Below are 23,070 nucleotides of genomic sequence, written 5' to 3' on the forward strand. Positions count from 1 at the left end.
ATGCACATCTACCAGGCGGGTACCGAATTCCCCGTCTACCGTCGCCTGCTCACCGCTGAAGGGTGGCTTGACCAGAGCCTGAGCTACTGGGGCCTACGCAAGCGGACCAAGTTCACCAAGCCCTTTCGTATCGACGAGCACTTCGACGCCGGCGCACACGTACTGCTTGACTCCGGCACCTACGCCCTCAACAACAGCCCAGGATCGGGGCCGGAGGACGAGGAACTGCCGGGCATCGCCGACCACTACTACGACCAGGTCGTAGACCCGAACCTGCACCGGATCGACTTCTTCGTGGAGTTCGACGCACTACGCCTCGACCCCACCTACCAGATGAAGCGCCTGCCCTGGCTTGAAGAACGGCGCCACAAAGCCGTCATCGTCTGGCACCCCGGACAGGATCTGGACGCCATCTGCGAAGCCTGGCCCAACGTCGCCGTCCCCAAGGACGCCATCGACGACCACCTCACGCAGCGCCTGGTGCGCCTTGCCAAGGCCGGCGTCCGACTCTTCGGCCTCGGTATCACCAAGCCCGAGCTGATGCAGAAGGTCCCCTTCCACGCCGTCACCAGTACGAGCTGGCTCTCCCCGTCCCAGTTCGGGGACACCATCTGGTACTCCGGCGGACAGCTACGCCGGTACCCGAAGAAGATGAAGGACCGTGCGCGGGCACGACATCGGCAGGAGTTCATCGACGCTGGGTACGACATCGCCCTCGTCGACCAGGACGACAGCACCGAGGTTCTCCGGCTGTCCCTCCACGCCTGGCGCGCCTTCATGCAGCAGCTCAACGGCAGGGGAGTAACTACTACCCCCGAAACGGCAACTGAGGAAAACCCGGATCGGGCCCCAGAGCCAGTTGATACCCGTGCTGTTGAGGAGCGGCACGACGGAGTTACTACGCTCGCCGCTTGGTACCAGCCGGCGCCTCCGGTCATCCGAACCAAAGAGCAGCTCGCCGACGCCGAAGCAACGGTTCTGGAGCTGCAACTCGGCCGCGTCTTCAAACGAGCCCGCGCTGAAGAGTCTTACGGCGACACCGAGCTGGACCCTGTCCTGTCTGAGGAAATCGACAGGTGGAGCAAGCTCGCGGCCAGCAAGCGCAAGACCGACGAGGCATCCGTCAGCATCTCCATCAAGGCCAGCCAGAAGGGCGCCGCGGAGACCGGACTCATCTCACGGCTCTTCGGAAGCAATGACGCCCAACCCCAGCGTGCTCTTCCCGCGCCCGCTGCCGAAGCCACTGACCAGACCATCGTCGACGCTGACGTAATTGAGGACTGAAATGACTACTAACTACTCAGGTGCTGGCGACCACTGGAACCACGGTCACGACGACGAGCTGATAGAGAAGCCCTGCCCGAGATGCCGCGGACGCTGGCCCCAGGTTGATGCCTGCGTCGAGTGTGAAGGCGACGGCACCGTCCTGGTATGAGAAATGAGGGGAGAGCCCAGAGGGCGGACTGGGCTCTCCCAGGGGCTACCGACGCTTCCGGTGCTTCCCTTCACCGAGGAACCGTTCGGCGAGCCAGACGGCTCCGAGGCCGACAATCGCCGTGGCGGCGCACACGAGTGCAACCCACACCTGAGACATGCTTCCTCCTGTTTTCGGGCATGAAAAAACCCGTCCCAGACTGGGACGGGTGGCCGGCCTTCTGCCGACGACCTACTTCGGGCACCCTTCGTGTTCCGCGGTGCAGGCGTGTACCCCGAGCGCGGTGACCCCTCCCGGCGTCCTGGCCAATACAGCCATGCCAGCGGCCAGCGCCGAAAGTACTCCTGTCGCGCGGGTCTTTCCCTTCGTCGGATACTGGAAAGCGTCGGCCTTGTACGCGATCACATACGCGGCCCTCTCCGCCATGGGAGCCAGCTCCGCGTCCGACTTTCCTTGCTGCTCGGTTATGAAAAGCGGGATCAGACCGAGCAACCCCAGCGCGACGTTCTCCCAGAAGTAGTCGCGTTCTACGTCCTCGTCGTAGACGCTCGTGGTGTAACCCACCGGCCCGTGATCTTTCGCCGCTGCTTCGGACACTGTCTCTCCTCCTGTTTTCGGGCGTGAAAAAGGGCCCCGCATCGGGGGCCCTAACTGTTTCTTTGTGCGCTCCATAGGCTCGCCTCAGATTCCGAAATCCGGGGCCGAGGAGGGCGAATGGAAGACCAGGGTATGCCAGAGGTAGTGTCGCTGTCTGCGGTGCGCGAGGGCATCTCGCCAGAAGAGCAAGAGTGCTGGGACGGGTTTTGGTCGGTGCTGGGCCGGGCGGCCTACCGCGTCTGGCAAGAAGCAGGCAACCCGGCCGTTGGAAATCAGGAGACTAGTTCGAACGGGTCCGCTTGAGCCTGCGCGTCCCACTTCGCGATTATCTCGATTCGGGCTCGATCGCCTCGGCCCGTCGCCTTATACACCTTGATGTGATCGATGACCGTCTTGAGTGCATTGCGCTTCTCGTGATTGGTTAGTTTGGGCCATAGGTCCCTCAGGTCGAGGAGAGCCGCGCTGTTCGGTATGCGGTTGCTGGAAATAGACTCGCGGAGAAGGTCGGCCCGGGACTCTAGGGTGTCTCTGTCGGCTTCGAACTCTTCTTTCTTGTCGGAGTAGGTTTCCGCGTCGATCAAACCTTCCAGCCAGCCGTCGGCGAGCTTACTCAGCTTCGTTTTTATCTTCGTAAGGTCCGTCTCTATAAGTGTCAGTTTCGATTCCGCGCTGTCTGCTGCTGTCATGCGTTGCAATGCCAATTCACCCATGTCGCTAGCCTTCACTCTCTCGTCTAACCACTCGTAAACGAGGCGCTCGACCCTGTCAAGTGAGACCGCGGCGCCTGTGCACGAGCGGTTCGGGACGTGAGGGCAGCGCATAATCTTTCGGTAGCCGCCCTTAGTGCGCATGAGGCTAGCGGCGACCATCTTGGAGTGACACGCGGTGTTGTCTATGCGTGTTCCCTGACAGCGAAGGAGTCCAGAAACTGCGTACTTAGGGGCGCGATCATGCCCGCCTTTAGCTTTGCGACGCTTCCTCTTATACGCCTCCCATACCTCTTCTTCGATGATGGCTTTGTGCTTACCCTTGATCCAGATGTCGAATGACTCTGGTTTGTTGTTCTTGGGCTTGGATTCTCGAAGTTCTTCGCTGCGGGCCCGGATGTACCCGGCGGCGAAACCGGTATCCATGACCTGAAGCAGCGTGGTTGCCGTGAGGTAGTTCCCTTCGGTGGAACGAATGCCTAGCTTCACGCTGTCTTTAACTATGGACGCGACAGACTCCTCGGAGTAGTGAAGGTTTAGTTTCTTGTCCTTCAATCCTAGGTAGCGGTAGTACGCCGCTCGGTAGAAAGGCTCGATGACTGAGTTGGGCTGAAGAATACCTTCGCACGTCTTGCATCGAACAAACGCTCTCGGGTTGTCCTCGCTTCGACGGCAATCAGGGCAGCGGTCGTATCCGAACCGCTCACGTCCGTTGTGTGGTCTACCACTCTTGCGACGGCGTTCGTGAGTCTCCTTCCAGCTATCCCCGATGAGGTTTGTTTGTAGCTCGGAGATGAGAAGCATTTGGTCGCGGCCGAATTTTCCGGTCGTCGTCTTGGTGTCGAAGTGTTCAGTGGCTGCGAGGAGTTCGCCACCAACTTCTTCGAGAATCCTGATGTGGCGTTTAGATAGCTCGATGTTGCGGCCAAAGCGAGACCACTTCCAAACGAGCACACACTCAGCTTCTCCAGCTTCTACTCGCTGGATGATGCGCATGATTTTGCGCTTGGCGAAGTCGCGGCCGGTCTTATCCAAGTCGTATACGACGTCAACGATGTCGATACCTTGTTGTGTAGCGAATGGCAGGCAAGAGGCTAGTTGCTGCTGTGGGCTGTAGCCTTCCTCCTTCTCCTGCGAGACGCGGATGTAGACGATCGCGCGCCGCCGGAGGCGGGGCAGTGACTTTCGGGACATGCGCTCTCCAATTCCTTCTGCTTTTCACGCTATGGCGAAAGCGGAGGATGTTGTTAAGGCATGTTCGTAGACACCGGGATGTGCAACGTCTGGGCGGCGCGCTACATCAGCCCCAACGGCCGCCGCCGCGTGATCGGTTCCTTCACCCACGGGTCGATGGCCAACGCCCTGCCGCAGGCGATCGGCGCGCAGTTCACCGACCGCCGCCGCCAGGTCGTCTCGATGTCCGGCGACGGCGGATTCACCATGCTGATGGGCGACTTCCTCACCCTCGTCCAGTACGACCTGCCGGTGAAGGTGGTCCTCTTCAACAACTCCTCGCTGGGCATGGTCGAGCTGGAGATGATGGTCGCCGGCCTGCCCGCGTACGGGACCGGCAACCACAACCCGGACTTCGCCGCCATCGCGCGGGCGGCCGGGGCGCACGGCGTACGCGTGGAGAAGCCCAAGGAACTGCGCGGCGCGCTGCGCGACGCCTTCAAGCACCAGGGCCCGGCCCTGGTCGACGTGGTCACCGACCCCAACGCGCTGTCCATGCCGCCGAAGATCAGCCGGGACATGGTCCAGGGCTTCGCGCTCTCCGCCGGAAAGATCGTGCTGGAGGGCGGGGTCGGCCGCATGGTCCAGATGGCCCGCTCCAACCTCCGTAACATCCCCCGCCCCTGACCGGGCATTACGGGCGCCGAGCCGCAGGCACATGCCTGCGGCCTGGCGTTCCGCCGTCTCGTGGGCCGAAGCATGGCACCGGGACCGGTGGGCATGCATGACCGTGAAGCTGTTCGAGGGAGAGGGACCTGAAGCGTACGGGGCGGGGAGGATGAAGCGTCAGTCAGTGCGGCGCGAGGACAGAGCCGGACCGGTGGCCGGACGCGTGGGCGTCCGCAACGGCACCCGGCTGCCGGGGAAGATGGAACGCACACTGCGGCATGCGGACCTGACGGCGGTGGCCGGGGTCCGTGCCGAGCTGCGCCAGTTGTTACGCCAGTGGGGAGAAGCCGCGGACAGCGACATAGCCGAACTGCTCATCAGCGAGCTGGTCACCAACGCCCTCGTCCACACGAACGGGGGCGCCGTCGTGACCGCGACGGTCACCGACCGGCTGCGCGTGGAAGTACGGGACTTCGTCGGGCGGCGGCCCAGGCTGCGCCCGCCGACGACGGACGGCACCTCGGGAAGGGGGCTGATGCTGGTGCACTCCCTCGCGGACGCGTGGGGAGTACGCGCCCACGGAGTGGGCAAATGCGTGTGGTTCGAACTGGGCGGCGGACCGGCCTGACGAAAGGCCGGGGGTGCGGGCTCGGTCCGCCGCGGGTCAGCCGAACTGCTTCTCGATCTGCGCCAGCTTCTGCTCCAGGGAGTCCAGCCGGGGCAGTGCCTGGGTGTCGTCCTCGGCGGTCAGGTCCACCGTCCGCGGATACGCGTCCGAGGCCTCGGTGCCGTGCACGGCCTTCAGCGCCGGACGGGAGCCGGCCGGGGAGACGGGATCGGCCCCCGCGGGCAGTGCCCCGGACGGCAGGGCCTCCGGGTCGCCGGCTATCGCAGGTTCCGCGCCGGCGGCCTGCTGCGCGGCGGCGGGGGAGCCGTGTGCCGTCGGCGCGCCCGCCGTCAGCGGCACCTGCCGGCCGCCGCGCCCGCGGTTCCAGTTCCGGTGCTGGCGGTTGATCGCCTTGATGCGGGCCCGGTCCAGCTTGTCCTGCTCGCGCCTGCGGTGACGGTTGCGTTCGTTCTGACGGCGGTCCTCGCGTACCTCCTCGACGGCCTCGTCCAGGGTCCGTACGCCCTCCAGCAGCATCAGCGACCAGGCGCCGAACGTCTCCCGGGGGGCCCGCAGCCACCGTACGACCCGGATCTGCGGCAACGGGCGCGGCACCAGGCCCTGTTCGCGCAGCGCGGCCCGCCGGGTCTGCTTCAGCGCCCGGTCGAAGAGGACCGCCGCCGACAGCGACATCCCGGCGAAGAACTGCGGCGCGCCGTCGTGGCCGAACCCGCGCGGCGCGTGCACCCAGTTGAACCAGGCGGCGGCGCCCGCGAACAGCCAGACCAGCAGGCGCGAACCGAGCGCCGCGTCACCGTGGCTGGCCTCGCGCACCGCGAGCACGGAGCAGAACATCGCCGCGCCGTCGAGCCCGAACGGCACCAGGTACTCCCAGCCTCCGGAGAGGTTGAGGTTCGAGACGCCGAAGCCGACCAGCCCGTGGAAGGAGAGCGCCGCCGCGACCGCGGCGCAGCAGAACAGCAGCACGTACGAGGCGGTGCCGTACACGGCCTCCTTCCGGCGCCGCCGTTCCTGGCTGCGCTCCCAGGAGTCCTCGCCCGGCGCCGCGTCGGCCGCGCGCCTGCCGCGCAGGACCACGACCACGGTCGCGGCGACCCCGACGAGCAGCAGGACCCCCGGAGCCAGCCAATCAAGCGATATATCGATCATTCTCATCCTGGGGCCCCTTGCCTCGGCGTACGCGCTTTCGCGCGACATCCTGACGGAATCCGTCCGTCCCGCCGGGGCTTTCGGGAAACGAGGACGCCAAGGGGGTGCAGGGGCGCGCGGAAGAGCGCGTTCGGATCGAACTGCCGCTGCCGCGGGCAGAGTTGCGTTCGATTCCGGCGACCCGATCGGGTGGTGTGGGGGTCAGGTGGTTGCGGTGAGGCGCTTGATGCGATCCGCGTCGCACGTACGGGGGCAGGTCACACAGGTGTCCTCGGGGCGCAGCGTGTAGAACATGCAGCAGCTCGCCCGGTCCCGGGTGGGCAGCGCCGCGCCGTCCGGGCCGGTCAGCTCGCGGAAGGCGGCGCCGCCGGGGTACGGGGCCGTGCCGCCCGGCAGCAGCCGCGCCGCCTCGGCCACCGCGCGCGGCTCCTCGCCCAGCAGGTGCCCCAGGTACCACAGGCCCTCGACGATCTCGTCCGAGGCCATGCCCCACAGGGCGCGCGGTCCGCGCCGCAGCCGGGGCCGGAAGCCGTCCAGGACGGGCCCGAGGTGCTCGGCGACCGCCTCCCGCACCTCGGCGCGCAGCGCCTCCTCGTCCGGCACGACCCGCGCGCCGGGCAGCTCCCCCACCGGGTCGCCGGGCAGACAGGCGAACGAGCGGACCCGTACGGCCATCCGGCCCTCCTCGCGGTGGTACGCCACGTCCTCGACGGGCAGCCGCGGCACCCGGCGGTGCAGGAACCAGGGGATGGTGATCAGCAGACAGGCGGGCCAGGCGTAGCGGTGCAGGGCGAACGCGGCGACGACGTCGGGGCGGGCCCGTTGCCCGTAGTCCCGTACGACCTGCGCGTCGTCCCAGGCCAGGAAGGCGTCCAGGGCCGCGGGGTCGGTGGCCAGCGCGGCGGCGTCCACCCAGCCCGCACCCTGCGGCGGCGCCGTCTCCCACTCGGTGACCCGCAGTCCGGGGAACACCTCGGTGAGCCGGGCATACGCCCCGGCCAGGGGCTCGATGCGCGGTCGGGCGGCGAGCAGAGGGCGCATGCGGGACACCACCGATATCACGTTCGTTGGCAGGTAAGCCTTACCTTACCCGATCTTCTGTGGTTTTGAGCCGGGTTTGAACTGTCACAGGGGGCGCCTATGGTGCTGGAGGACGTGAGGAGGAACCCGCATGGAGCAGGGCAGAGCGGAACCGGCGCCGCGGCTGCGCGCCCAGGTGCCCGCACAGGGCGGCTCGCAGCCCGTGCGGGGCGAGCACACCGGCCACGAAGCGCGCCCGGCCGGGCACGACGCGGCCCCGGACCGGGCCGGGCACGACCCGGCGCCGGACGCCGCGTACGAACACCGCTCGGGCGTCCCGGACCCCGCCACGGCCTACGTACCGGCGCCCGCCGGCCCCGCGCCCGTGCCCGCCCCCCGCAGGCAGCCCCAGCGGCACTCCGTACGGGGCCAGGTGCTGGCCGCGCTCCGCGAAGCCCTGACGGCCGGCGAACTGGTCCCCGGCGAGGTCTACTCGGCCCCCGCGCTCGCCGTCCGCTACGGCGTCTCCGCCACCCCCGTACGGGAAGCCATGCAGCTGCTCGCCTGCGAAGGCGCGGTCGAGGTCGCCCCCAACCGCGGCTTCCGCGTCGCCGAGCGCACCCACCGCGACCTCGCGGAACTGGCCGAAGTGCGCGCGATGCTCGAAATACCGGCGCTGCTGCGGCTGGCGCGGGCGCTGCCGGCCGAGCGCTGGGAGGAGCTGCGCCCGCTGGCCGCCGCGGGCGTATCCGCCGCGGCCCACGGCGACCGCACCGGATACGCCGAAGCGGACCACGCCTTCCACCACGCCCTGCTCGCCCTTACCGGCAACCGCCAGCTCGTCCAGGTCGCCGACGACCTCCACCGCCGCACCCGCACTCCGGTCCCCGGCAGCCCCCCGCCCCGCACGGCCGACCTGCTCGCCGCCGCCTCCGAACACACGGCCCTGCTGGACGCCCTGATGGCCCGCGAGTACGCCATCGTCGAACGCATCGCCCGTGAGCACCTGGCCTCCGCCCACCGCCCGCACTGAACGCGCGGCACCCGGGTGTGCTCAGGGCACCAGCCTCTCCACCCCCACCTCCGCCATCTCCGCCGCCGGCCGGGACAGGTACAGATCCGCGTGGTAGAAACCGTCCGATTCCTTGCCGGTGGTGTCCAGGTCGCGGGTCTGCAGGGCGGTGAAGGCGGCGCGGCGTTCGGCCAGGTCGGCGAAGCGGCGCTGGCGGAAGGTGCGGACGGGGAGGCGTTCGGTCACCAGGCCGGACCGGGTGAGGAGGTCGGCGATCGGCTCGTACGACACGGTCCGCAGGACGAACGCGGCGATCCACGGCGGGTCGGGCGTGCAGGCGAGCAGCCGCCCGAAGGTGGTGGCGGAGATGTACCCCACGCCGCCCGTCACGGTGATCAGGTCGGTGCCCGCCAGGGTGCGCTGCAGGCGCGCGCTCGGCTCCGCGGCCTCCAGGTTCTCGGCGAACCCGGCGTCCAGCAGGCCGACGCGCTCGGCGTAGCCGACCGCGCGCCGCGCCGCGTCGATGCCGATGGTCCGCACGGCCTCCGGGCGGCGCAGCTCGTCGAAGAACGCCCGGTCCTCACCGGCCAGCCGGGCCGCGGTCAGGCCGCCGGTCTCCCGGGCGTCGGTGTACCGGTCGTACAGGTCCGTCAGGCTCAGCTTGTGGTTGAGCAGTGCCGCGTTGACGCCGTAGGAACAGCACAGGTCGACGACCTGGAGCGGCCTGCGGCCGGGCCGGCGCCGTTGCAGGTGCTCGGCCAGGGCGCGGAACACCCCCTGGCCGTGGTGCGGGATCTGGTAGTCGAGCGGGCGCAGCGTCCGGAAGTACGTACGGGGATCCGGGCAGTCGTAGATGGCCTCGAAATCCGCCTTTCCCCAGTCCGAGCCGGCCGATGGGTGCGATGCTCCTGCTGCCAAGGTGTGGCCTCCTGAAAGGCGCTGCCGTAGGTCGGGAGTCGAACCGCACCAGCATCCAGGGACAAGTCCCGCACGGACAGTGCGACTTGAGGCCAAATTCGGGGTGGGTGGGGCCCGCGGAGCCCACATGTGCCCGGGGCGCGGGCTCCGTAACCGGCCGGAGCTGCGGGGCCCTAGTGTCCCGCCCGGTGCCCCGCGGGTGCCGCGGGCGGCTCCACGGCCGCCGGTACGCCCTCCAGGTGCTCGGCGAGCCAGGTCGGTACGCCGCCCATGAGCCGGAAGAGCCGGGCGGCCTCGATGCGCAGGCCCTCCGCCTCCTCGGGCGGCGCCGTGTCGGCGAGGGCGACCAGCGCCGGTGCCGTACCGACCAGGAAGCCCAGTTCCTCGCGGATGCGCAGGGATTCGGCGAAGCCGTGCCGGGCCTCGGCCAGTTCGCCGTCGCGCAGGGCCAGGCCGGCGAGGTGGCGCCAGGTGAAGGAGAGCAGCAGGGTGTCGCCGTGCGCGGTGGCGCCCGCGTGGGCGCGGCGGTAGGCGGCGCGCGCGGAGTCCGGGCTGTTGGCGACGTGTTCGGCCATCAGGCCGCGCCGGTAGTCCAGCAGCGCGCGGCCGGGCGCCGTGGGGTCCAGCAGGGCCGCGGCCCGGCCGAGCGCGGAGCGGGCCTCGTCCGCGCGGTCCCGTACGTTCAGGACCGTGGCGGCGTACGCCAGGTGGCCGCGCTCGCAGGCCGCGGCGCCCCGCTCGTCGTTGTCGCCCGCCACCGCCTCCGCGGCGCGCAGCGCGTCCTCGGCCGCGGCCCATCCGGTGGCGGTGAACATGCAGCGCTCCACGAGGAGCGCGGCGCGGCGGATCGCGTACGGGGGATGCCCCGCCGCGTGTGGTTCCAGCAGGGCCGCCGCGTCGTCCCAGCACCCCCGTGACCGCAGCCGCCACACGGCCCGGTCCAGGGCGTCCGCCCCGGCCGCCGACCTGGCCGCCGGGACCGCGGGCTCCGGTTCCCCGGGCCGCGCGGTTCCCGTGGTTCCTGCGGCTCCTGACATGGCGGTGTCCGCCACATTGCCCTCCCCGAGCGCACCGTTGAGCTGGAACTGAGAAGCAGTGGGCGCATCTCAGCACGAATCCGGCTGCCCGGCCAAGGGGGAAGGTGAATGATTTCACAATCGCTTCGCCGCCTCCCGGAGCCGCCGGAACGGCCCAAAACCGCCAGTACACGGCGCCCCGGGGGGAGGGGCGGGGCGTGTACGGCGGTGGGCGGCGCTGTCGGGATACGTCCGATCGGGTGACGCGTGATCAGGGAAGACCGGCACCGCGGCAGCCGTTGCTGACGGCAGGTCAAGCAAGCGCCCAACCATGGCTGTTGGGCGTAAGGCGAACAAGGGGCGCATACGCGCCATTCATACGTGGCCGAATGTGGGCCGTGCTCCGCGCCGGCCGCACGTCCTTCAGCTCATCCGCAGCGCCAGGAAGAAGTCCAGCTTGTCCTCCAGGCGGGCCAGGTCACGGCCCGTCAGCTGCTCGATGCGGCCGACCCGGTAGCGCAGGGTGTTGACGTGCAGGTGGAGGCGGGTGGCGCAGCGGGTCCAGGAGCCGTCGCAGTCGAGGAACGCCTCCAGGGTGGGTATCAGCTCGGCGCGGTGGCGGCGGTCGTAGTCGCGCAGCGGGTCCAGGAGCCGGGCGGTGAAGGCACGGCGTACGTCGTCGGGGACGAAGGGCAGCAGCAGGACGTGCGAGGCCAGCTCCTCGTGGCCCGCCGCGCAGACCCGGCCGGGGCGGGCCGCGGCGACCCGGCGGGCGTGCCGGGCCTCCTCCAGGGCGCCGCGCAGGCCCTCCGCCGAGTGGACGGAGGCGCTGACGCCCAGGGTCAGCCGGCCGTCGTCGCCCAGGCCGCGGGTCAGCGGCTCCTGGACGGCGGCGAGCAGGGCGTCGGCCTGGAGCCCGGCGGTGGACGCGTGGCCGTCCCGCGTGTCGTCGTCCGGTACGGCGGGCAGCGGCACCAGGGCCACCGCCTCGTCACCGGTGTGCGCGACGGCGATCCGGTCGGACGGGTCGGGCCCGAACGTACCGGGGTCGACCAGCACCTCTTCCAGCAGCGTCTGCGCGACCGGCCCGCCGGGCACGTCCCCGCCCGCCCACTCGACGCGGGCCACGACGACCTGCCAGTGCGGCGCCGTGCCCAGCCCGGGCAGCAGCACGGGCGCGGCCACCCGCAGCCGGGCGGCGATCTCGGCGGGCGCGGCGCCCGTCTGCACCAGCTCCAGGACCTCCTGGGCGAGGCGTCTGCGCACCGTACGGGCCGCGTCGCGGCGGTCGCGTTCGACGGCTATCAGCTGGGTGACGCCGTGCAGCAGGTCCAATCGCTCCTCGGCCCAGTCGCCGGCGTCCGCCTCGACGGCCAGCAGCCAGTCGGACAGGACCGTCTCGCGCAGGTCGCGGCCGTTGCCGCGGATGGGGAAGAGGGAGTACGTGGTGCTGCCGAGCGGGAGCCGGTAGGGGCCGCGGCGGCCGGTGCGGGAGGCGGCCAGGTGCTCGCCCGCCAGCCGGGCGCCGGTCTCGGCGGGCAGCTCGGGCCCCGACCCGGCCAGGGTGGACCCGGCTATCTGCCGGCCGGTGGGGGACAGCACCCAGGCGCGCAGGTCCAGGTCCGAGCCCAGCAGTTCCAGGACGGCTTCGGGGCCGCCGCCCGCCGGGCCCGAGGTCATCAGGCGGCGGTGCCGGTCCACCACGGCGGCCAGGTCGCCCGCGCGCTCGCCGGAGACCTGGCGTACGACGTACTCGGTGATCGAGGCGAAGGAGACGTCCTCCACGACGGAGAACAGCGGCAGCCGGTGCCGGGCGCAGGCCGCCACCAGGTCCTCGGGCACCGCGCCCAGCTCGGCCTCGCCCGCGGCCAGCCCGGCGACCCCGGCCGCGGCCAGGATGCGCACGAACCGCTCGGAGTCCTCCGGCTCGCGGCGCCAGGCCAGGCCGGTGAGCACCAGCTCGCCGCCGGACAGGTAGCGGCTGGGGTCGCGCAGGTCGGTGGTCATGACCCCGCGCACGGTACGGTCCAGTTCCTCCTCGCCGCCCAGCAGCCGCAGGCCGAGAGTGCCGGTGTCCAGGAGTGCGCGGAGCCGCATGGTCTCTCGCCCGCCGTTCTGTTCTGACTGATGTTGCCGGTGGAATGCCGCGAGGTTTCTGCGCCCCGCCTTTCGTTCGAATCTACAAGACATGCGCCGTGGCCAGCCAACCGCTTCATGGTTTCGGTGACTGCACCCGGCGGGTGCGGGGCGCGTTCACTGGGCTCCACCGCGTTAACAGGACATGAACGGCCCCCTTGGATCCAGGGCCGTCGGTCCCCATCGCGAGCAGCGGACGACCCGATTTCGCGCGTGGCGCCGGGGCCCGGCAGGCCCGGCGCCACGACGCGCACCGAAGAGACGTAGAAGAGAGCCACACATGGACTTCCTTCGCCCCGGCAGCTGGGAGGAGGCGCTCGCCGCCAAGGCCGAGCACCCCACGGCTGTGCCGATCGCGGGCGGCACCGATGTCATGGTCGAGATCAACTTCGACCACCGCCGCCCGGAGTACCTGCTCGACCTGAACCGCGTCGACGACCTGCGGGAGTGGGAGGTGGGCGAGGAGACCGTACGGCTCGGCGCGTCCGTGCCGTACACGCAGATCATGGAGAACCTGCGCGCCGAGCTGCCCGGACTGGCGCTCGCCTCGCACACCGTCGCCTCCCCGCAGATACGCAACCGCGGCGGCGTCGGCGGCAACCTGGGCACCGCCTCCCCGGCCGGCGACGCGCATCCGGCGCTGCTCGCCTCCGGCGGCGAGGTCGAGGCCGAGTCGGTACGCGGCCGCCGCATGATCCCGATCGACGCGTTCTACCTGGGCGTCAAGCGCAACGCCCTGGAGCCGGACGAGCTGATTCGCGCCGTGCACCTGCCCAAGGCCGACGGGCCGCAGCAGTTCTCCAAGGTCGGCACGCGCAACGCGATGGTCATCGCGGTGTGCGCCTTCGGCCTCGCGCTGCACCCGCGCACCCGCACGGTACGGACCGGCATCGGCTCGGCCGCGCCCACGCCCGTACGCGCCAAGGCCGCCGAGGAGTTCCTGACGGCGGCCCTGGAGGAGGGCGGTTTCTGGGAGTCGGGGCGGCCGATCCCGCCGTCCGTGGCCAAGCAGTTCGCCGAGCTGGCCACCGGCGCCTGCAACCCGATCGACGACGTGCGCGGCAGCGCGAAGTACCGCCGGCACGCCGTGGGGATCATGGCGCGCCGCACCCTCGGCTGGACCTGGGAGTCCTACCGCGGCAACGAGAGGAGTGACCGGTGCGCGTGAAGTTCACCGTCAACGGCCGCGAGCAGCAGGCCGACGACGTCTGGGAGGGCGAGAGCCTGCTGTACGTGCTGCGCGAGCGGATGGGCCTGCCGGGTTCGAAGAACGCCTGTGAGCAGGGCGAATGCGGCTCCTGCACGGTCCGTCTGGACGGCGTGCCGGTGTGCTCGTGCCTGGTCGCGGCCGGTCAGGTCGAAGGCCGGGAGGTCGTGACCGTCGAAGGCCTGGCGGACTACGCCGAGCAGCGCGCGCAGCACGGCGGCTGCGCCACCGGTGCATGCGGCTCTGCCGGTACGAGCGTGGACGCGGCCCAGCGCTGGCAGGCCAAGCCGGCCGGCGCCGACGGGCAGGTCAGGCTGTCGCCCGTCCAGCAGGCGTTCATCGACGCGGGCGCCGTCCAGTGCGGCTTCTGCACGCCCGGCCTGCTGGTCGCCGCCGACGAACTGCTGGAGCGCAACGCCCAGCCGTCCGACGCGGACATCCGCGAGGCGCTGTCCGGCAACCTGTGCCGCTGCACGGGCTACGAGAAGATCCTCGACGCGGTACGGCTCGCCGCCGCCCGCGGCGACGCGCAGACCACCGGAACGGGGGCCTGACCATGAGCGGAGTCACCCGCACACCCACCCACCTGACCCAGGGCGGCGCCACCGACGCGGGCATCGGCGCCTCCACGCTGCGCCCGGACGGCACCCTCAAGGTGACCGGCGAGTTCGCGTACTCCTCGGACCTGTGGCACGAGGACATGCTGTGGGGCTTCACGCTGCGCTCCACCGTCGCGCACGCCGAGATCGTCTCCATCGACACCTCCGAGGCGCTCGCCCAGTCCGGTGTCTACGCGGTTCTCACCTATGACGACCTGCCCACCGAGGTGAAGAACTACGGCCTGGAGATCCAGGACACGCCCGTCCTGGCGCACGGCAAGGTCCGCCACCACGGCGAGCCGGTCGCGCTGGTCGCCGCCGACCACCCGGAGACCGCCCGCCGCGCCGCCGCCAAGATCAAGGTCGAGTACGCCGAGCTGCCGGTGGTCACCGACGAGGCGTCCGCGCTGGCCGAGGGCGCCCCGCTGGTCCACGAGAACCGCGACGATCACCACATCAGCCACGTACCGCACCCGAACATCGTGCACCGCCAGCCGATCGTGCGCGGCGACGCGGAGGCGGCGGCCCGCCGCGCCGACGTGATCGTCACCGGCGAGTACGTCTTCGGCATGCAGGACCAGGCGTTCCTCGGCCCGGAATCCGGCCTCGCGGTGCCCGCCGAGGACGGCGGCGTCGACCTGTACGTGGCCACCCAGTGGCTGCACTCCGACCTGCGCCAGATAGCCCCGGTCCTGGGCCTGCCCGAGGACAAGGTCCGGATGACGCTCTCCGGCGTCGGCGGCGCGTTCGGCGGGCGCGAGGACCTGTCGATGCAGATCCACGGCTGTCTGCTGGCGCTGCGCACCGGCAAGCCCGTCAAGATCGTCTACAACCGGTTCGAGTCGTTCTTCGGCCACGTCCACCGGCACCCCGCCAAGCTCTGGTACGAGCACGGCGCCACCAAGGACGGCAAGCTGACCCACCTGAAGTGCCGGATCGTGCTGGACGGCGGTGCCTACGCGTCCGCCTCCCCGGCCGTCGTCGGCAACGCCTCCTCCCTGTCCGTCGGTCCGTACGTGGTCGAGGACGTGGACATCGAGGCCATCGCCCTCTACTCGAACAACCCGCCCTGCGGCGCCATGCGCGGCTTCGGCGCGGTCCAGGCGTGCTTCGCGTACGAGGCGCAGATGGACAAGCTCGCCGCGAAGCTGGGCATGGACCCGGTGGAATTCCGGCAGCTGAACGCCATGGAGCAGGGCACCCTGCTGCCGACGGGCCAGGTCGTGGACTCCCCGGCGCCGGTCGCCGAGCTGCTGCGCCGCGTCAAGGCGATGCCGCTGCCGCCGGAGAATCAGTGGGAGACCACCGAGGGCGCCGACGTCCGCGCGCTGCCCGGCGGGCTGTCCAACACCACCCACGGCGAGGACGTCGTCCGCGGCATCGGCTACGCGGTCGGCATCAAGAACGTCGGCTTCTCCGAGGGCTTCGACGACTACTCGACCGCCCGCGTGCGCATGGAGGTCGTCGGCGGGGTGCCGGTGGCGACCGTGCACACGGCCATGGCGGAGGTCGGCCAGGGCGGCGTCACCGTCCACGCGCAGATCGCCCGTACGGAACTGGGCGTCGAGCAGGTCACCATCCATCCGGCGGACACCCGGGTCGGCTCGGCCGGCTCCACCTCCGCCTCCCGGCAGACCTATGTCACCGGCGGCGCGGTGAAGAACACCTGCGAGCACGTGCGCGAACAGGTCCTGGAGCTGGGGCGGCGCAAGTTCGGCACGTACCACCCGGCGTGGGCCACCGCCGAACTCCTGCTGGAGGGCGGCAAGGTCGTCACCGACGGCGGCGAGGTGCTCGCCGACGTGGCGGACGTCCTGGAGGACGAGGCCATCGACCTCGAACTCGAATGGCGGCACCGCCCCACCGAGCCGTTCGACCTGCGCACCGGCCAGGGCAACGGCCACGTCCAGTACTCCTTCGCGGCGCACCGCGCGGTCGTCGAGGTGGACACCGCGCTCGGCCTGGTCAAGGTCGTCGAGCTGGCCTGCGCCCAGGACGTCGGCAAGGCCCTGAACCCGCTGTCCGTCGTCGGGCAGATCCAGGGCGGTACGACGCAGGGCCTCGGCGTCGCGGTGATGGAAGAGATCATCGTGGACCCGAAGACCGCGAAGGTGCGCAACCCCTCCTTCACGGACTACCTGATCCCCACCATTCTCGACACGCCGACCATCCCGGTCGACGTGCTCGAACTCGCCGACGAGCACGCCCCGTACGGGCTGCGCGGCATCGGCGAGGCCCCCACCCTGTCGTCCACCCCGGCCGTCCTCGCGGCGATCCGGAACGCGACCGGGCTGGAACTGAACCGGACCCCGGTCCGGCCGGAGCACCTCACCGGCACATAGCCGCGCGGGTGGGGCAGCCGTACGCGGTGCCGGTCACCGCCGTACGGCCGCCCCGCCGCAGGCACCTGGGCCGTCCCCCGGGTCGTGCAGCCGATGTTCCATCCCAAATCTCGCGCCGCGGTGCGTGCGTGACGCGAGGGCCCCTTTGAACCTTGGGAGTAAGGCACCATGACCCAGCAGTTCCTGGAGCCGAAGACCACGGCGGACGACGCGGGCGCGGGCTCGCGCCAGCCCGCCGGCCGGTCCTGGCTCGACCGGTACTTCCACATCTCCGACAGAGGATCGACGGTCGCGCGCGAGGTGCGCGGCGGCATCACCACCTTCATGGCGATGTGCTACATCCTCCTGCTCAACCCCCTCATCCTGGCCACACCGGACGCCGAGAAGCACACCCTGGCGAGCGCCGGGGTGGTGACGGCCACGGCGCTCGGCGCCGCGGTCTGCACGCTGCTCATGGGGTTCGTCGGCAAGGTGCCGCTGGCCCTGGCCGCCGGACTGAACGTTTCGGCGGCCCTGACCTCGCAGGTCGTCCCGTACATGACCTGGCCGCAGGCGATGGGCATGTGCGTGCTGTACGGCGTGGTGATCATGCTCCTGGTGGTCACCGGGCTGCGCGAGATGATCATGAACGCCATCCCGCTGGCCCTCAAGCACGCCATCACCATGGGCATCGGCATGTTCGTCGCGCTGCTCGGCCTGGTGAAGGCGGGCTTCGTCGGCAAGGGCGCCGGCGGCCCCGTCCAGCTCGGCCTGACCGGCGAACTGTCCGGCTGGCCGGTCCTCTTCTTCGCCGTCACCCTGGTGCTGATCTTCATGCTCCAGGCCCGCAACGTGCCCGGCGCCATCCTCATCGGCATCGTCGTCGGCACCCTCCTGTCCGTGCTCGCCACCAGCATCGGAGGCCTCACCGACAAGGACTGGGGCGGCACCTCGCCGAAGCTGCACGGCAGCGCCGTCGCCGCCCCCGACTTCGGGCTCTTCGGACACGTCGAGTTCGGCGGCTGGGGGCAGATCGGGGCCCTGACCGTCGGCATGATCGTCTTCACGCTGGTGCTGGCCGGGTTCTTCGACGCGATGGCGACCATCATCGGCGTCGGTACGGAGGCGAAGCTCGCCGACGACAAGGGGCGGATGCCCGGCCTGTCCAAGGCGCTGTTCATCGACGGGGCGGGCGGCGCGATCGGCGGGGTGGCCGGCGCGTCCGGCCAGACCGTGTTCATCGAGTCGGCCAGCGGCGTCGGCGAAGGCGCCCGCACCGGCCTGTCCTCGGTCGTCACCGGTCTGTTCTTCGCCGCCTGCCTGTTCTTCACCCCGCTCACCCAGCTCGTGCCCGCCCAGGTCGCCGCGGCCGCCCTCGTCGTCATCGGCTCGATGATGATGAGTGCCGCCAAGCACGTGGACTGGAGCGACCGATCGGTGTCCGTCCCGGTGTTCCTCACCGTGGCGCTGATGCCCTTCACGTACAACATCACCGCGGGCGTCGGCGCGGGCGTCATCGCCTATACCGCCATCAAGACCGCGCAGGGCAAGTGGCGGGAGGTCGGCGCCTTCATGTGGGTACTCGCTCTGATCTTCCTCGGCTACTTCTCGCTGCACCCCATCGAGAACTGGCTGGGCGTCAAGTAACGCCCGCCCTCGCATTCACCGTAAGGAGACCGACATGCTGGACATCGCCGACGAGCTGCACCGGTGGGCCCGGCAGGGACGCCCCTTCGCGGTGGCCACGGTCGTGGCCACCAGCGGCAGCGCGCCCCGCCAACCGGGCGCCGCACTGGCCGTCGACAGCGACGGCACGGCGGTCGGGTCGGTCTCCGGCGGCTGCGTGGAGGGCGCGGTCTACGAGCTGTGCCAGGAGGCGCTGCGCACCGGCGAAACGGTTCTGGAGCGCTTCGGCTACAGCGACGAGGACGCCTTCGCGGTCGGCCTGACCTGCGGAGGCGTCATCGACATCCTGGTCACTCCGGTACGCCCGTACGGTACGGACGGGCCGGACGACGACCCCCGCGCGCCCGACGTCGCCGCGACCGTCACCACCGCCCTGGCCGCCGCGGCGTCGGGGGAAGCCGCGGCGGTGGCCCGGGTCGTCCGCGGCCCCGCGCGCCTCCTGGGCCACGCCCTGCTCGTACGCCCCGACGGCAGCGTCACCGGCACCCTCGGCGGCCACCCGGAACTGGACCGCACCGCCGCCGAGGAATCCCGCGCCCTCCTGGACGCGGGCCGCACCGCCACCGTGGAGATCGGCGCCGACGGCTCCCGCTGCGGCGAGCCCGTCCTCGTCCTCGTCGAATCCTCCGTCCCCGCCCCCCGCATGATCGTCTTCGGTGCCATCGACTTCGCCGCCGCCCTGGTACGCGCCGGAAAGTTCCTCGACCACCACGTCACCGTCTGCGACGCCCGCCCCGTCTTCGCCACCCGCGCCCGCTTCCCCGACGCGGACGAGATCGTCGTCGACTGGCCGCACCGCTACCTCGAAACCCAGGACCTCGACGCCCGCACGGTGCTGTGCGTCCTGACCCACGACGCCAAGTTCGACATCCCCCTCCTGGAACGCGCCCTGCGCCTCCCCGTCGCCTACGTCGGCGCCATGGGCTCCCGCCGCACCCACCTGGACCGCCTGGACCGCCTCCGCGCCGCGGGCCTGACCGAACACGAACTCACCCGCCTGCGCTCACCGATCGGCCTCGACCTCGGCGCCCGCACCCCCGAGGAAACGGCCCTCTCCATCGCCGCCGAAATCATCGCCGCCCGCCGCGGCGGCACGGGGACGCCGCTGACGGGTGCGCACACGCCCATCCACCACGACGCGCCCGCGGCGCTGGAGCGGGTCGGGACGGTTTCGGTGGCGTGAGGGGACGCGCTCCCGCGGGCTGATGAATACGGCCAGTACGGCGGACAGCAGGGGCACCAGGAGCGCGGTCCGGTAGGCGGTGAGTGGGTCGGTGCTGCCCAGGGTCATGGCGGCTGTGGTAGCCGACAGGCCGAGGGCCGCGCCGAACTGGTAGGACGTGTTGAGGAGGCCGCCGGCCAGGCCCTGTTCGTGGTGGTCGATGCCTTCTGTGGCGACGATGGTGAGGGGCCCGTAGACCAGCGCGAAGGCCGTGCCCACCAGCAGGATGCTGGGGAACATCGCCGCGTACGTGCGGTCCGTGCCGAGCGGCAGGAACGCGGCGTAGGCGACGACCGCCAGCAGCAGGCCGCCGAGGATCACCCGCGCGTTGCCGAAACGCCGGACGAGCCGGGGCGTCAGGACGGGCGCGAGCACCGCGTCGGCGCCCATCGCCAGCATCGCGAAGCTCGTCTCCAGCGTGGACCAGCCGCGCACCTCGCGCAGATAGAGCACCACGATGAACTGGAACCCGAAGAACCCGCCGGTGAACAGCAGTCCGGTGAGGTTGGCGCGGATCAGCGAGTGCGTACGGAAGATGCCGGGCCGCACCAGCGGGGCGGGGGAGCGCCGTTCGATCCGTACGAACGCGAGCAGCAGGACGAGGGAAGCGGCGAGGGCGGCGAGAGTCTGCACCGGCGGGGCGTGGGTGGCGCGCTCGACGGCCAGGACGAACAGGAGGATCGCGCCGGTCACGGTGAGCGCGCCGGGCAGGTCCAGGTGCGCACGGGGCCGGCGGAAAGCCCCTGGCCGTGCCCCGGCCGGTCCCGCCGGGCCGGTCCTCGCCGTACGGGCTCCCTCCGTACGCGGGATCAGCGGCAGTCCCGCGGCGAGGATCAGGGCCGCCGTCACGACGGGGGCGAAGAACACCCACCGCCAGTCGGCCGCCGCCAGCAGGCCGCCGACGACCAGGCCGACCGAGAAGCCGCCGCCCCCGGTGCCCGAGTAGACCAGCAGCGCCTTGCTGCGGGACGGCCCGGCGGGGAAGCCGGTGGTGATGATCGACAGCCCGGCGGGCGTCATGAACGCGGCGCACGCGCCCGTCACGAACCGGGCGAGGACCAGCGTCCAGCCGTCGCCCGCGAGACCGCCCAGGCCGGAGAAGGCGAGGAAGACGGCGAGCGGCAGCAGGAACATCCGCCGCCGCCCGAACAGGTCCGCGGCGCGCCCGCCGAGCAGCATGAAGCCGCCGTAGCCGAGCACGTACGCGCTCATCACCCACTGCAACTCGCCGGTGGTCAGGCCGAGATCGGCGCGGATCGACGGCAGGGCCACGTTCAGCATGGCGATGTCGGCCCCCTCCAGGAAGACCGCGCCGCACAGGACGAGCAGCATCCCCCTGGTGCGGCCGCTCATGCGCGCGCCGTCCGCGGGTGGCCGGGCCGGGCTGGTGGGCGTCATGGCTCGGTTCCTCCTGTGCTGGTCGGTTACCTCTTGTTACCGACCGCATCTTCCGGCACCGTGTACGGCCATGGAAGAAGGCACTTCGAAGTCACCCGGGCACCCCGGAGTAACCCACCCGGCCGAGGCGTGCGGCGACGGCACGCACGCTCCCGGCAACGAGCCCGGCAGCGCGCCCGGCGACGAGTGCGACTACGACGCCCGGCAGTGGGACGTACGGGAGGGCTGCGAGGTCCGGCAGATCCTCGACCGGGTCGCCGACAAGTGGTCGCTGCTCGTCATCGCGCTCCTGGACCGCCGCACGCTGCGCTTCACCGAACTGCGCCGCGAGGTGGACGGCATCAGCCAGCGGATGCTGACGGTCACCCTGCGCCAGCTCGAACGCGACGGCCTGGTCCGCCGTACGGTGCACCCCGTCGTGCCGCCCCGGGTGGACTACGAGCTGACGCCGCTGGGCGCGACCCTGCACGACACCATCCAGGCGCTGGTCACCTGGACCGAGGAGCACCAGAACGAGATCGCCGAGTCGCGCGCCGCATACGACCGCCGCGAGCGGGAGGAGAGTGCGGGGTGAGGGGCGGACCTCAGCGTCCCGCGTACAGGTCCAAGTCGACGACCAGCGCCCGGTGATCCGTGTCCGGCAGGTCGAGGAAGTGCGCCGCCCGTGGGCGCAGTGCGTCGCTGACCAGGACGTGGTCGATCTGGACGCCCAGCACGGGGGTCGTCCAGGCGGGCCAGGACGGAGTGCGGGGGAGGCCTGCCAGGCGGGCGCCGTCGCGGAGGCCGGTGTCCAGGACGGCGCGGAAGGCGGCGTGATCCTGGGAGGAGTTGAAGTCGCCCGCGACGATCAGGGGTTCGTGGCCGCGGGAGGCGGCCAGGGCGCGGAGGCGCCCGAGTTCGGTGCGCCAGGTGCCCAGGGAGGCGGGCAGCGGCGGCATCGGGTGGGCGACCTGGAAGCGCAGGCGCTGCCCGGCGACGGCGACGGCCGCGCGGGGCATGGCCATGTCGCCCGCGACCGCGCCGTCCCGGGTGAGCGGGAACCGGCTCAGTACGGCCGAGCCCTCGGACGCGCCGTACCCCGCGAGCAGGCGGTACGGGTAGGCGGCGCGGACGGGCGCGGAGTCCAGGGCGGCGGCGCAGCGGTCCGGGTCGCACTCCTGGACCGCGACCAGGTCGGGCCGCTCCCGGCGCAGCGTGGCGAGCAGCCCGTCCGTCGCCCGGCCGAATTCGAGGTTCGCGGTCAGTACGCGGAGGTGGGCGAGGACCGGGCCCCGCGGCGCGGGGGCCCCGTCACCGTACGGCCGGACGAACGCGGCCGTGACGAGCAGCGCGGCGGCGGCCCAGAACAGGCCGGGCCGCCAGCGGGCCGCGAGCGACAGCACCAGGCCGAACCCGGCGGGCACCAGCAACCAGGGCAGGAACGCGAGGAGTTGAGGGACGGGTGTCACGCCGTCCGAGCCGACGGCGCGGAACACCAAGGGCACGGTGACGATGAACAGGAGGACGGCCGCACCGGCTCGGGCCGCCCGTCGCTTCCGCGGTGCCGTTCCCGTCCCCGTGCCCGTACCGGTGCGCGCGGCCGTGGCATTTTCCGTCGCCATGGGGACGATGGTGCCGTACCGGCCGGCGGGTGCGAGCCGGATCACACAGGTGCTTGGCGAATTCTTGGCCGAAAGGGGGAGGGGGCGGCGGAAGCCGTATGGCATTATTCGGTGGTGTGGGTGCCGGAACGCACGGCACCCGGTTTGTGTCCGCGCGAGCGAGGAGGTGATCGGGATGAGTCCCGAAGGAAGTCCTTGCCGCAGCGTTGCAGTGGTCGGCTGATCCGGACATCGCCGACCGGCTGACTGCTGGATTCGCCGTGGGGTGACCGGCGGGCCGACGGGCCTGATGGCCGTCGTCATCGCGTCCGGCCCGGCCCGGACGGTGCGCCCCGCGTTTCTCTCTTTTCCGTGCGGAATACCCGTGCGTCGTACGCCTGTCGCCGTGCGCGCGAAATGCGCGCTGCCGCGCCATGGCCATTCCGGCGTGCGCGCATTTCCGTGCCCCGGTAATTCCGTGACTCCGTAATTCACGATCGCCGTATTCCCCGTCCCGGTGCCGCGCGTCACCGGGCCACGCCGTCATGCCGATATGCCGCCGTGCCCCGGCGCCGCCGCGCGCCCCTACGGAGACCC

General features: G+C 71.0%; 17 protein-coding genes and 2 pseudogenes. 10 read left to right on the forward strand and 9 right to left on the reverse strand.

What is annotated here, in order from left to right; translation table 11 throughout:
• Complete coding sequence (locus IH45_RS0103590; protein ID WP_030661125.1) at nt 1-1,284, forward strand: hypothetical protein; 1,284 nt, start codon at nt 1-3, stop codon at nt 1,282-1,284.
• A 382-nt stretch (nt 1,285-1,666) separates the two neighbouring features.
• Here the strand turns inward: IH45_RS0103590 and IH45_RS0103595 are convergent, their stop codons facing one another.
• Together IH45_RS0103595 and IH45_RS1000000146175 are read right to left on the reverse strand one after the other, a co-directional pair.
• Entirely contained in the window at nt 1,667-2,032 is a 366-nt protein-coding gene (locus IH45_RS0103595; protein WP_050514498.1) for a hypothetical protein, read from the reverse strand.
• A gap of 272 nt (nt 2,033-2,304) precedes the next feature.
• Entirely contained in the window at nt 2,305-3,933 is a 1,629-nt protein-coding gene (locus IH45_RS1000000146175; RefSeq protein WP_078897185.1) for a recombinase family protein, read from the reverse strand.
• Nucleotides 3,934-3,999: 66 nt separating this feature from the next.
• Between IH45_RS1000000146175 and IH45_RS0103605 the strand changes: the two are divergent.
• Nucleotides 4,000-4,599: pseudogene (locus IH45_RS0103605) on the forward strand (thiamine pyrophosphate-dependent enzyme); the annotation flags it as partial.
• A gap of 151 nt (nt 4,600-4,750) precedes the next feature.
• Nucleotides 4,751-5,209, forward strand: a complete 459-nt coding sequence (locus IH45_RS0103610; protein WP_394298656.1) for an ATP-binding protein — start codon at nt 4,751-4,753, stop codon at nt 5,207-5,209.
• Between the two features lie 36 nt (nt 5,210-5,245).
• Here the strand turns inward: IH45_RS0103610 and IH45_RS0103615 are convergent, their stop codons facing one another.
• Nucleotides 5,246-6,364: a DUF2637 domain-containing protein gene (locus tag IH45_RS0103615; RefSeq protein ID WP_030661140.1), complete on the reverse strand. Its 1,119-nt coding sequence runs from the start codon at nt 6,362-6,364 to the stop codon at nt 5,246-5,248.
• Between the two features lie 195 nt (nt 6,365-6,559).
• Nucleotides 6,560-7,399 (reverse strand): (2Fe-2S)-binding protein, encoded by an 840-nt coding sequence (locus tag IH45_RS0103620; RefSeq protein ID WP_030661144.1) that lies wholly within the window; start codon nt 7,397-7,399, stop codon nt 6,560-6,562.
• Between the two features lie 130 nt (nt 7,400-7,529).
• Here IH45_RS0103620 and IH45_RS0103625 point away from each other — a divergent pair, with 130 nt between their 5' ends.
• Complete coding sequence (locus IH45_RS0103625; protein ID WP_030661147.1) at nt 7,530-8,411, forward strand: GntR family transcriptional regulator; 882 nt, start codon at nt 7,530-7,532, stop codon at nt 8,409-8,411.
• A 21-nt stretch (nt 8,412-8,432) separates the two neighbouring features.
• Here IH45_RS0103625 and IH45_RS0103630 read toward each other — a convergent pair whose 3' ends face one another.
• The 3 genes from IH45_RS0103630 to IH45_RS0103640 form a co-directional block, all read right to left on the reverse strand.
• A complete protein-coding gene (locus IH45_RS0103630; RefSeq protein ID WP_030661150.1) occupies nt 8,433-9,308 on the reverse strand; it encodes a hypothetical protein in 876 nt (291 codons plus the stop codon).
• Between the two features lie 173 nt (nt 9,309-9,481).
• A complete protein-coding gene (locus IH45_RS0103635) occupies nt 9,482-10,345 on the reverse strand; it encodes a hypothetical protein (protein WP_199810611.1) in 864 nt (287 codons plus the stop codon).
• Nucleotides 10,346-10,747: 402 nt separating this feature from the next.
• Nucleotides 10,748-12,421 (reverse strand): PucR family transcriptional regulator, encoded by a 1,674-nt coding sequence (locus IH45_RS0103640; RefSeq protein WP_030661157.1) that lies wholly within the window; start codon nt 12,419-12,421, stop codon nt 10,748-10,750.
• Between the two features lie 319 nt (nt 12,422-12,740).
• Here IH45_RS0103640 and IH45_RS0103645 point away from each other — a divergent pair, with 319 nt between their 5' ends.
• The 5 genes from IH45_RS0103645 to IH45_RS0103665 all read left to right on the forward strand — a co-directional run bounded on the left by IH45_RS0103645 (nt 12,741) and on the right by IH45_RS0103665 (nt 19,456).
• Complete coding sequence (locus IH45_RS0103645; protein WP_030661159.1) at nt 12,741-13,628, forward strand: FAD binding domain-containing protein; 888 nt, start codon at nt 12,741-12,743, stop codon at nt 13,626-13,628.
• Nucleotides 13,619-14,221 carry a (2Fe-2S)-binding protein gene (locus tag IH45_RS0103650; protein ID WP_030661161.1) on the forward strand — a complete coding sequence of 201 codons (603 nt, stop codon included), beginning with the start codon at nt 13,619-13,621 and terminating at the stop codon, nt 14,219-14,221. Before IH45_RS0103645 ends, IH45_RS0103650 begins: the two co-directional genes overlap by 10 nt.
• A gap of 2 nt (nt 14,222-14,223) precedes the next feature.
• Nucleotides 14,224-16,608, forward strand: coding sequence for a xanthine dehydrogenase family protein molybdopterin-binding subunit (locus tag IH45_RS0103655; protein WP_030661163.1), 2,385 nt, complete (start codon nt 14,224-14,226; stop codon nt 16,606-16,608).
• Nucleotides 16,609-16,776: 168 nt separating this feature from the next.
• A complete protein-coding gene (locus tag IH45_RS0103660) occupies nt 16,777-18,234 on the forward strand; it encodes an NCS2 family permease (RefSeq protein ID WP_030661165.1) in 1,458 nt (485 codons plus the stop codon).
• A 34-nt stretch (nt 18,235-18,268) separates the two neighbouring features.
• Nucleotides 18,269-19,456 (forward strand): XdhC family protein, encoded by a 1,188-nt coding sequence (locus IH45_RS0103665; RefSeq protein ID WP_030661168.1) that lies wholly within the window; start codon nt 18,269-18,271, stop codon nt 19,454-19,456.
• An 18-nt stretch (nt 19,457-19,474) separates the two neighbouring features.
• Here the strand turns inward: IH45_RS0103665 and IH45_RS0103670 are convergent.
• Nucleotides 19,475-20,848 (reverse strand): annotated as a pseudogene (locus tag IH45_RS0103670) (MFS transporter); the annotation flags it as partial.
• A 115-nt stretch (nt 20,849-20,963) separates the two neighbouring features.
• On the opposite strand from IH45_RS0103670, the gene IH45_RS0103675 reads away from it, so the two are divergent.
• Nucleotides 20,964-21,467, forward strand: a complete 504-nt coding sequence (locus IH45_RS0103675) for a winged helix-turn-helix transcriptional regulator (RefSeq protein ID WP_030661173.1) — start codon at nt 20,964-20,966, stop codon at nt 21,465-21,467.
• Between the two features lie 10 nt (nt 21,468-21,477).
• Here IH45_RS0103675 and IH45_RS0103680 read toward each other — a convergent pair whose 3' ends face one another.
• Nucleotides 21,478-22,494 (reverse strand): endonuclease/exonuclease/phosphatase family protein, encoded by a 1,017-nt coding sequence (locus IH45_RS0103680; protein ID WP_030661176.1) that lies wholly within the window; start codon nt 22,492-22,494, stop codon nt 21,478-21,480.
• Nucleotides 22,495-23,070 lie beyond the last annotated feature (576 nt).

Source organism: Streptomyces rimosus subsp. rimosus (assembly GCF_000720725.1).
GTDB lineage: Bacteria > Actinomycetota > Actinomycetes > Streptomycetales > Streptomycetaceae > Streptomyces > Streptomyces rimosus_A.

Coding starts and splice junctions, on each gene's coding strand:
- IH45_RS0103590 (WP_030661125.1), top strand. CDS start 1: ATGCACATCTACCAGGCGGGTACCGAATTCCCCGTCTACCGTCGCCTG.
- IH45_RS1000000146175 (WP_078897185.1), bottom strand. CDS start 3,933: ATGTCCCGAAAGTCACTGCCCCGCCTCCGGCGGCGCGCGATCGTCTAC.
- IH45_RS0103610 (WP_394298656.1), top strand. CDS start 4,751: ATGAAGCGTCAGTCAGTGCGGCGCGAGGACAGAGCCGGACCGGTGGCC.
- IH45_RS0103615 (WP_030661140.1), bottom strand. CDS start 6,364: ATGAGAATGATCGATATATCGCTTGATTGGCTGGCTCCGGGGGTCCTG.
- IH45_RS0103620 (WP_030661144.1), bottom strand. CDS start 7,399: ATGCGCCCTCTGCTCGCCGCCCGACCGCGCATCGAGCCCCTGGCCGGG.
- IH45_RS0103625 (WP_030661147.1), top strand. CDS start 7,530: ATGGAGCAGGGCAGAGCGGAACCGGCGCCGCGGCTGCGCGCCCAGGTG.
- IH45_RS0103635 (WP_199810611.1), bottom strand. CDS start 10,345: ATGTCAGGAGCCGCAGGAACCACGGGAACCGCGCGGCCCGGGGAACCG.
- IH45_RS0103640 (WP_030661157.1), bottom strand. CDS start 12,421: ATGCGGCTCCGCGCACTCCTGGACACCGGCACTCTCGGCCTGCGGCTG.
- IH45_RS0103645 (WP_030661159.1), top strand. CDS start 12,741: ATGGACTTCCTTCGCCCCGGCAGCTGGGAGGAGGCGCTCGCCGCCAAG.
- IH45_RS0103655 (WP_030661163.1), top strand. CDS start 14,224: ATGAGCGGAGTCACCCGCACACCCACCCACCTGACCCAGGGCGGCGCC.
- IH45_RS0103660 (WP_030661165.1), top strand. CDS start 16,777: ATGACCCAGCAGTTCCTGGAGCCGAAGACCACGGCGGACGACGCGGGC.
- IH45_RS0103665 (WP_030661168.1), top strand. CDS start 18,269: ATGCTGGACATCGCCGACGAGCTGCACCGGTGGGCCCGGCAGGGACGC.
- IH45_RS0103675 (WP_030661173.1), top strand. CDS start 20,964: ATGGAAGAAGGCACTTCGAAGTCACCCGGGCACCCCGGAGTAACCCAC.
- IH45_RS0103680 (WP_030661176.1), bottom strand. CDS start 22,494: ATGGCGACGGAAAATGCCACGGCCGCGCGCACCGGTACGGGCACGGGG.